Origin of the sequence: Ruegeria sp. HKCCD7559, assembly GCF_013110575.1 — a bacterium.
Classification (GTDB): Bacteria; Pseudomonadota; Alphaproteobacteria; order Rhodobacterales; family Rhodobacteraceae; genus Ruegeria.
In genome coordinates, this window is sequence record NZ_WVQU01000004.1 from 305,389 (window position 1) to 314,329 (window position 8,941).

Consider the following 8,941-nt stretch of genomic DNA (forward strand, 5'->3'; position numbering starts at 1 on the left):
CGGTATTGCTTTTCGTCCACCCGCTGTAGAAACACAGGTCGCGCACGAAAATTTTGTGGCCGCCTTCTTTTTTGACTGAGGTTGGGAGTTTTTCGCGAGACATTCAACGCCCCCCCCTCGACTTCAGAACAAGTTGTCTATCTAGTGAAGAACAGAATGCTAAATTTAAAGTAGAACTACAAAATGGCAAAATTATTCAACTACATAAGCTTTGGCAATCGCGACAATTTAGCTGGTTACGACACCAAGTTTTCTTTGAGCATTGGGAGGATGTTTGAATACACCCCAAAAGATGTCAGCGATGCCCTCACGGAGTTAGAGCAAGGGTCGATAAGATATTTGGAACGCATTCCAACATTTCTTTGCAGCGAAGTTGATTACGCCAATGGCGAACCGAATATGCTTGTGAAGTTTGGGCGGGTCAAAAATATTGAAGTTACCGAAAAGCAAATTTCAGCGGAATTTGATACAGCACTGGACTTTGGCGAGATTTCGTTCAACCACGTGGCCGAAATTCACAACATATTCGGAACTGATAAATTTCAAATTCATCGAACGCATTGGGCAGTTAGGAAAGGCGGGGCAATTGATGTACTGGAGAGGCTGTACCAGAGCGAGGCGCATTTTGAAGACGGTGTTGAAGATGGCTTAAAAGCCTTGGTGGACTTAGGCCAAGCCGGTACTCAAGCAGAACCACCAACACGAAAAAAGAAGACTATTGCGGCCGCAGATAGTGTCGAATCCTTCCTTAAGATGCTGTTCGATCATTCACCTATCGCTTCGACTGAGACCTTCTATCGTGGACACGAGGATGCGAGTTTTGAACTAACACCGTCCTTGCTGCGCAAATGGCCTGATGGAGGTTGGCAGTATTTGGAAAAAGAAGAGCGACTAAACAAAGAACTGCTTATTGCCCACTATGACGAGTTCCAGGATGACCAGTATTGCTTTGATAGGCTTGTCCGCATGCAGCACTACGGGCTACCGACAAGACTTCTCGACATCTCTGGAAACCCCCTTGTCGCGCTATTTTTTGCATGTTTTGGGGATGAAAAGCTGAGCGACGTCGAAGGTGAGGTCATCATTTTTCGCGTTTTGTCAGACAGTATTAAATACTACGACTCTGACACGGTTAGCTGCATATCAAACCTATCAAACCTGACCTTTGCACAAAAAAACAAAATTGATCTCCTCAAAACCAGAGACGAGTTCAACAAAACGGATGTGGTGAAAAAGCTCCTCCATCACATTAAATCGGAGAAGGGATACTTTGAAGGCAGGATTGAACCTGACCACTTAGGGTCAGTTATTTGCGTCAAGGCAAAACAAACCAACAGTCGAATTAAATCCCAATCAGGAGCGTTCTTACTTTTTGGGCATGAAGCTACATTGGCGGAAGCAGGGCAACCGGATATCGAGGTTACGCGGATAAGAATAAATAATAAGCGAAAAATCCTTGAACAGCTCAACAGCATTAACATCAATGCAACTACAGTTTACCCCAGCATTGATAGGACAACTCACCACCTTCGAGAGAGTTACCGTCGAGCGGAAGAGCCTGAGAATTCGTAAGAGCATTTATCGTTGCCCAAAAAACATCTCCCGGTCCTCCTTGCTGAGTAGGTGCGCAAATTTCTCAACGAAATGGCGATCCGCTTCGTTCTCGCACCAGTTTATTTCATGTCTCTTTCGCTCATAGGTTCGTTGCCACATGCCTTTAGGTTTCTTTGCAATGAGATGTGCTGCTCCTGGCTCGCCACCAAGCGCCATACGCAATTTGTTAGCACGTCGCATCAGGCGGTAATGTCGTTCTTCTGACTGGCTTGTATATGATATGAAATGGCAATGGCGGCACAAGAAGTAGCGTCCACCTAAGAACAGTTTGCCCACGCGCCGCCCGCAGAACTTTCCATCTACGACGCCAGGACAGATGAAATAGGGCCGTTGACCACCGTAGAAGCAATCAACATAAGTCAGGGGCACACACTGAGTAATCGGCTCCCAGTCGCCACCATTTTGCCTGACGCGATAGTCAAAGACGACACGGTGCTTTTCGGCGCGGAACTCAATTTGCGCAACCACCTTATCATCACGTCGCCAAGCCCAATTCCCTGCGATGCCAGCATTCAAGCAGCCTTTGCGGTTCATCAAACCCACATCCAAAGAACGGCACTCCTCAGCTTTCTGCTTGTAACTTGGTCGCCCTGAACCATACCCACCCATCAGAGCGACCCCAGATTTTTTCCGAAATCACTAGGCAAGTAACAGTTCCGCTCGTTATTGACCCTTGGCCGGTTATCCGACTTGTCTGGTCTCGGCATTACTTTTCCTCCAATCGAGTGGTTACTATTAGTGTTCCGAGATGAAACCCAAAGAAGATGCTAACCCTTCTTGGACGGGTTTCAGATTGGGGCGATACCGACGTTTCGGGTTTCAAAACGGAACTGTCAGTGCGCTCTTTAGTTTCAAACTAGAACCGCAAAAAAATTTACACGGGGTTGCATCTGATACTGCACCTGACCACGTTAACCCCAGCACTTCTGAGAAAGAACCACAAATGGCATCAAACTATCGGCTTAAATGGCTTACGGACAAAGCTTGGGATGTCTCATCAAACGCCCTTTCTAAAGTTCAAGAAAACTCCTACGCCCTTGCTGATTGGTCGAAAGTTCAATTCGAAGAATACCTGGACTCTCAGAAACCGCTGGATGAAGCCAATTGGTTTGGCCGCGCAGCGTACGCATGTGAACAGCTTTCTGACTGCGTCGTGAATGAGAGCGGGTGGACCAGCAAAGCGGTATCTGTTGCTTCAGGCAAATTGGCAGGCGCTGCAGTTCCCGTTTCCTTTTTCTCCGTAGCGGCTTTGGCGGGTACAGCATCGACCGGTACTGCGATAGGCAGTCTGAGTGGTGCAGCTTTTACATCTAGTGCTTTGGCTTGGATTGGTGGTTCTGTCGCAATGGGAACTCTTGTTGTCGGCGGGGCAGCGGTCGCAGGTGCAGTTGCTGCACCATTTGCCGTAAAACCACTGGCCAATAAGTACCTTTTGGGCCAAACACGAAAACTGGAACATTTGTCCGAACCTGAAAAGCAGTTGGTTGATGCGTGTAGTGCGTTGGCCATCGGGCTTCGCCAAGCAGAAAAGGGAGGACTAACGCTCACGCATAAAGAGGCGTCAGCGCTGAATGAAGACGCGTTCGCCCCCCTTGTCGATAAAGCCTCTGAGGTACTTCTAACTTCCCAAGAGTGGCCAATCATGCAGCGGCGTTGGTACAGGAACGCATTCACTGAATTGAGTTTTGTTCGCGGGTTCGCCAAACACAAATCTACGCTCACTGAACCGCTTGTCGTTGGCGTTGGTTCAGCGCTTATCTTCAACCTTCTTTCAGACGGCCCACACGAATTCACGCTTGCTGAGCAAGACATGCTGGATGCCATTAGACGGTCATCCAATGATTTGTCTGACATGGCGAATGAAGAGATTGCAGAACACGTACAGGCATTTTCACCTGCTGAATTGCAGGGCTTCAAAAACAACGTGAAAGGCATCGCGCACGAGTTGCAATTTGCTCGAGCGGAAAACAGCGATGGGGACGAGTTTCGTGTCGAGTTGTTTGAGGCCACCAATCACCCAGGTGCCGATGTTCAAATCATTAACGTGGAAACAGGAGAAATCCGAGAATTCCAACTTAAGGCAACCTCATATGGGGCCTATGTTGAAGCTCATTTTGAAAAATACGAAGACACCCCAGCAATGACCACGTCTGAAGTTGCCGAGGAATATGGTTTTACATCCACTGGCATTTCTAACGAGCAACTTTCTCGCGACTTCGACAGCACAACGGAGAAACTCGCCTCGGACGCAGAGCCGGAAATTCTGGACACAATCGCATTTGCCGGAATCGTGTCTTTGGCCCGAAACGTGCGGCTGCTTTTGGACGGTAGTGTTCTCAGCGAAGAGGCCCGCAAAACTGCTGTGAAGCGAAGTATGCAGGCGGGCCTCATCGCCGGAATAACGGAACTGATAGTTTAAGCCGCTCGACGTTTCTTACCTCGGAAATGCCGCCAGTCATTCGATGCGATTTCACGCCCTTTTGTCCGCTGCATTGGCTTCGTAGTGAGCCGCCATTCGTGCGCTTTGCGGTGATACCAGTTGCCTTCCTTTTCCAGTACCAAGAAGCCGTGCTGCACCAGCTCTTTGTAGGCCCGCTGAACGGTTGCCTTGCCCATCCCCAGCAGCTCTCCGGCCTCGGCATAAGATAGCGTCAAAGTGCCATTGTTGCCGCCGTTATAGCGTGTGTGAAGCTCCAATCACAGTCGTACTGCCGCGCCCGATAGACTGCGCCAAGCATCGCTGCGCAACTGAGCGTAGGGGAGATGCACATACTGCCCCTCCGACTTTCGCTTACTCCGCCCCATGTTCAGCCGGCATCCGGAGTGTCTGCGTGTGGTTCTCCGATATCTGCAGCAACACTCTCCGAACACTTGAGTTCCTGACGCAGTGCTTTTGCGGACCTCGGAAAGTCAAGCGCACGCCAATCACACCGTCCAGACAAGCGATAGTGAGCGATGCGTTCCGGTCCCTTATATTCCGTCTGAATTGGCCAATGATAATTGCGCCGCAGATTGTGTATGATTGCGCCAAGTCGCCATCCCCGCACCTCACCGATTTCATCCATGTGGTTAATTGTGCGCCCTAGAACTAGAGCCTCACAGGTCCAGTAGATTTGTGTCCGATTGCTGTACCAGTGATTAGCCATGCTCAATTTTTCCTTTTCGGATTTTGAGAGATTGAACGGAGTTGCTTTGGTCACACCAGCGAAACCGCCGTTCGATTTTTGTTGCAGGGTCGCGGCCCGCCATGGCATCAACTGGACTTGCTAGGGTGGCAGTTGATGTCACTGGAAAGGCCCTGATTCCGCATGCGGAGTTGGGGTTTTTCATTACGCGGCTTCCCCATCGGGAGCGATGCGCTGAGCCGCGAGATAGGCGTTTAGGTCAGTGCCATGATACCCAATCCGCCGCCCGATGCGGATAAAGGCAGGCCCGCGATTGCGGTGCCGCCATTGGGCAAGCTTCTCTACGGTGCCAAAAACGCGAAGCTCTGGGTCCTCTGGAAAGAAAATTCGGTCTTGGTCAAAGATGTCGGCCATTGATGATACCCTCTTTTGGATTGTCCTCAATGACACCTAGCACGATCAACTCATTGTTTTAATTCGAAATTTCTCCCTCTTGAGTAACTCAAGCAAAATGACGTAGTCACCTGTCAAAATCACGTAAATGTCGTACTTTACTTAAGTGACTTACGAAAAAGGTCGTCAAAACGTTCTTTGTAAGGGCTTTCGGAACGAAGGGCGGAACAGTAGTTGTCGAATTGTCCGTGCCCATAAGCGCCTGGAGGCACTACGCGGTCAAAAGCCAACCTCAACACTATGTCTTCATAGTCTCTCACGGCTTCATTCGCGGAGAAGACGTGCTCAACTTCTTGTATAAATTGTTCCAGCCTCTTTCTTCGACGTTCGGCCGAGCCGCTTTTTAGTCCCTTTTCGATGTACTTTTGCTTTGTTTCGATTGCGGCCCGAGCATTTGGTTCCAAATAAACAGTACTCTGCAGAGCTGAAAACGCCCTGCCTGCTGTGAATCCCAAGTCAAAAATAAAATTGATGTAGCCTTCTTCTTCGGGCTCTGCTTCCAGCATTTGATCCCGAATCTTTAGTAACTGAAGCGCAGCCACAGCCTCTATTTCAGTGCGGGAATAGTCTCGCTCTGGGTCGAACTCTTCGACATCAAGCGACAGCCCTTTAGCCCACCCCATTAAGTGCGCATATTCAACTTCAGGACCAATTGCGTTGTCACTTAGGACATGGTCGATGCAATTAGCAAAATTCCCGTAAGTATCTTCGAAACTGTCCGCGCGGATCAAAATTCTTCTAACGTTCAGGCCAGATTGCCGAACAGCAATAATATCATCTTCAAACTGACCCGAAGTTCGCCAAAAATAGGCATTCGCGCGAGATGTATGAATCTCGATAGGCCCGAATTCGTCGATAGCATCTGCAGCATCGGCAAAAGTCTGATACATGTTCTCTATCGGCTGTTTTTTTCGAGCCTCCCATTCATCCAAGTCCATCCAATGGACTAACTCAAGGTTTTCTGGGTTCTCACCAGAATTCCAGTTCTGGAATTCATTGCCTGACATTACGAAACCTCCAAACTTAAGAATTTGCCGAAAATGTCTGTTTCAAAAGAAAAGTGGCCCATACACTCATTAGTTCGCCCCTCTTCTCCAAAAAGTCTGACCTCGCATAGGCCCGCTCCACTTCTGAACCTGTTTGATGCGCTAGAGCCGCCTCCGCCACCTCACGAGGGAAATCCACTGCTTCTGCGGCCCAAACTCGGAAAGTGCTGCGAAACCCATGCACGGTAAACTCTCCGCGTCCCATGCGACGCAAAAGCATCAGCATTGACATGTTGGACAGTGGGTGCTGCCGTTTCTGCCCTTCAAAAACATAAGTTGATGCGAAGTCTCTCATTGGCTCCAATATCCGCATCATTTCTTCGGTCAGCGGTACGCGGTGTGGATTGCCACCTTTCATTCGTTCTTCGGGAATGACCCAAAGCCGCGAGTCCCAATCAATTTCATCCCATGTCATATCCAGCACTTCGGAGGTGCGACAGGCGGTTAAAATTGTGAACTGCAGAGCTTTGGCAGCAGTGGCCGTACGCTTGTCCAACTCTGCGTAGAAGGCTGGCGCATCCTGCCAGGGCATCGCGTCATGATGATGCACCTTGGCTTTCACCTTGGGCAAAACGCCTGCTTCTTTCACCGCTGTTATGGGGTTCTCCCCCTCACGAAAGCCTGAAGCCTTTGCGACATCCAAAACCGCCTTGATGCGCTGGGCGAGCCGTTTGGCTGTTTCGTGCTTTATCGTCCAGATTGGGGAAAGGCACATCAATACTTCTGGCTGGCCAATAGCATCAACAGGCATCCGCCCAATCTTGGGGAAGGCGTAATCGCGTAAAGTGTTCAGCCACTGTTGCCCGTGTTTCGCATTCTTCCAAGTAGGTAGGCGGTCAATATGTACTTGGCGGCTGAGTTCTTCGAAAGTTGGCACTTCGCGTTTGGTGTTGTATCGCGGGTTAAGCCCCGATTTCGCCATGCGTCGATATTCCAAAGCCCGCTCACGGGCTTGGTTGAGCGTAACCACATCAGCCCCACCCAAACCAAAGTCAGTCCGCAGCGGTGCGCCCTTGGCGTTCTTTTGACCTTTGACTGTGACGCGCACAATCCAGCGCCGTGCACCGGATGGGTCAACGACCAGATAAAGCCCCGCCCCGTCGCCATGACGCCCTGGCCCAAGATTCTCGACTAGCTTTTTGGTTAGCTTCCCGCCTAGCGCCGCCACTCGACATACCACCTTATGTACCACACAATGAAAGCGTACAGTGGCAACCGAACGAAACCTAGTGAAATCTAGACTAAACAGATTGTTTTGGGTTTTCTGAGGATTGGGACAGTTTGGGCCGTCCAAAGCAATCCACTCAAATGTGTGGGTGGCGGAGACGAAGGGATTCGAACCCTCGAGACGGTTTCCCGCCTACTCCCTTAGCAGGGGAGCGCCTTCGACCACTCGGCCACGTCTCCGCCGATGGGTATATCCTTGCAAGCGACGGGAATACAAGGCGAAAAATATGATTTGTGCCTCTCTCTGACAAAATTGCTGAACCCGTTGAAATCACGGTAAAAGGCGCCAACTTAAATGAATCATCGGCCAGAATTGGAGAATTTTTCCGGGGCGTTCTCCAACATGAAACCACCGAACCGCCTGGTTCGAAACGACAGGGCACATCGAATCCCCATTCTGCATTGCTGCGTCGATTGAGAGATCGCATTCTGAAAGCGAAGAAGCTCTCTTGTTTCGATTAGATTACATTTCCTCCGGGGCAGCGGCGGCAGCGCAGGGCAACGCAAACGAATAATGGCTCACTTTACGACTACCCTCGCCTTTATTAAGAGCGGTGTGGTTAATAAATCCAAGAAGGGCACAGAATGAAGAAATTTCTCGCATCCGCTGGAGCGATGGCATTGGTCATGTCGAATGCGATGGCAATGGATGCTGACAGAGAGGCTATTATTAACGAGAAAGTAGGTAGTTTTGTTGACGCTGTAGGCTGCGCGGATCCAGAAGCCGCACAATCTTTGCTTGCGGAACTTGGCACTGACGACTTTGACGTCACTACATATATTGCGTTTCCGGTTGTAGATGTCGGATGCGCAGGTGGGGCTGGAACAAGCGCATTCACGCCGGTCGTAGTACGTGTTCCGGAATACCGGCCTTCGGCGGCCCATGTCGACATGTGGGCAACGGCGGAAATTGAATTTGTAGGTATGCCTGCGCGCGGATTGATATCAATAGAAGCGCTCGCGTCTAACCGAATGCATATCGTCGGAAAAGACTTCGCTGACGGTGATCCAAATTGTTGCCCGTCGAAATTGGTTGACCGCGTCTACCGTTGGGAACGTGGTGGGTTCTGGCTGCCGGAAGTTGATTGATTTGTTCTCAAAGTCAGCTGGCATACTAGACCGGCTGACCTGACCTCTTCCGCCTCTGCTATGAACTGCTTTTTGATCTCAAAACCGGTCGGAGCGGGCTCCTCAGAACGCCTCGTTATGTGATCGGGGTCTCGATTATGTTTGGCGCAATCCATCAATAAGAACGTGACCGTCTGGTGAAAGAGCTCTGGCACAGCTCCGATGGTCCCTATGACGCGACGGTTACAGCGCACCCCGAAAGCACAACCTTAAGTACGCCCGCTTTCTTCCACAGTGCTTCCAGCGGTATCGGCACAAATAGAAACACCGCCTTGGGGCGGCGGGTAAAAAGCTGTAATCAAGTGATTTATTTTGGTTGCGGGAGTAGGATTTGAACCTACGACCTTC

Annotated in this window: 8 protein-coding genes and 1 tRNA gene; 3 read left to right on the forward strand and 6 right to left on the reverse strand. The window is 50.2% G+C overall.

What is annotated here, in order from left to right:
• Positions 1-183: 183 nt before the first annotated feature.
• Positions 184-1,572 (forward strand): FRG domain-containing protein, encoded by a 1,389-nt coding sequence (locus GS605_RS13850; protein WP_216600184.1) that lies wholly within the window; start codon positions 184-186, stop codon positions 1,570-1,572.
• 6 nt (positions 1,573-1,578) lie between these two features.
• On the opposite strand, the gene GS605_RS13855 is transcribed toward GS605_RS13850, so the two are convergent.
• The gene (locus GS605_RS13855) at positions 1,579-2,148 is read right to left on the reverse strand and encodes a hypothetical protein (RefSeq protein WP_253283310.1); all 570 of its coding nucleotides are present in this window, start codon (positions 2,146-2,148) and stop codon (positions 1,579-1,581) included.
• Positions 2,149-2,362: 214 nt separating this feature from the next.
• On the opposite strand from GS605_RS13855, the gene GS605_RS13860 reads away from it, so the two are divergent.
• Positions 2,363-4,033, forward strand: a complete 1,671-nt coding sequence (locus GS605_RS13860) for a hypothetical protein (RefSeq protein WP_171724174.1) — start codon at positions 2,363-2,365, stop codon at positions 4,031-4,033.
• Here GS605_RS13860 and GS605_RS13865 read toward each other — a convergent pair.
• The 5 genes from GS605_RS13865 to GS605_RS13885 form a co-directional block, all read right to left on the reverse strand.
• Positions 4,030-4,311: a hypothetical protein gene (locus GS605_RS13865; protein WP_171724341.1), complete on the reverse strand. Its 282-nt coding sequence runs from the start codon at positions 4,309-4,311 to the stop codon at positions 4,030-4,032. The two genes, GS605_RS13860 and GS605_RS13865, sit on opposite strands and share 4 nt — an antisense overlap.
• 632 nt (positions 4,312-4,943) lie before the next feature.
• A complete protein-coding gene (locus GS605_RS13870; protein ID WP_171724342.1) occupies positions 4,944-5,153 on the reverse strand; it encodes a MerR family transcriptional regulator in 210 nt (69 codons plus the stop codon).
• 137 nt (positions 5,154-5,290) lie between these two features.
• On the reverse strand, positions 5,291-6,199 hold the full coding sequence (locus GS605_RS13875; RefSeq protein WP_171724343.1) for a hypothetical protein: 909 nt from the start codon (positions 6,197-6,199) through the stop codon (positions 5,291-5,293).
• Between the two features lie 16 nt (positions 6,200-6,215).
• Positions 6,216-7,406 carry a tyrosine-type recombinase/integrase gene (locus GS605_RS13880; protein ID WP_171724344.1) on the reverse strand — a complete coding sequence of 397 codons (1,191 nt, stop codon included), beginning with the start codon at positions 7,404-7,406 and terminating at the stop codon, positions 6,216-6,218.
• 149 nt (positions 7,407-7,555) lie between these two features.
• A tRNA-Ser gene (locus GS605_RS13885) sits at positions 7,556-7,645 on the reverse strand.
• Positions 7,646-8,050: 405 nt separating this feature from the next.
• Here GS605_RS13885 and GS605_RS13890 point away from each other — a divergent pair.
• Entirely contained in the window at positions 8,051-8,554 is a 504-nt protein-coding gene (locus tag GS605_RS13890) for a hypothetical protein (RefSeq protein ID WP_171724345.1), read from the forward strand.
• Positions 8,555-8,941: the final 387 nt, after the last annotated feature.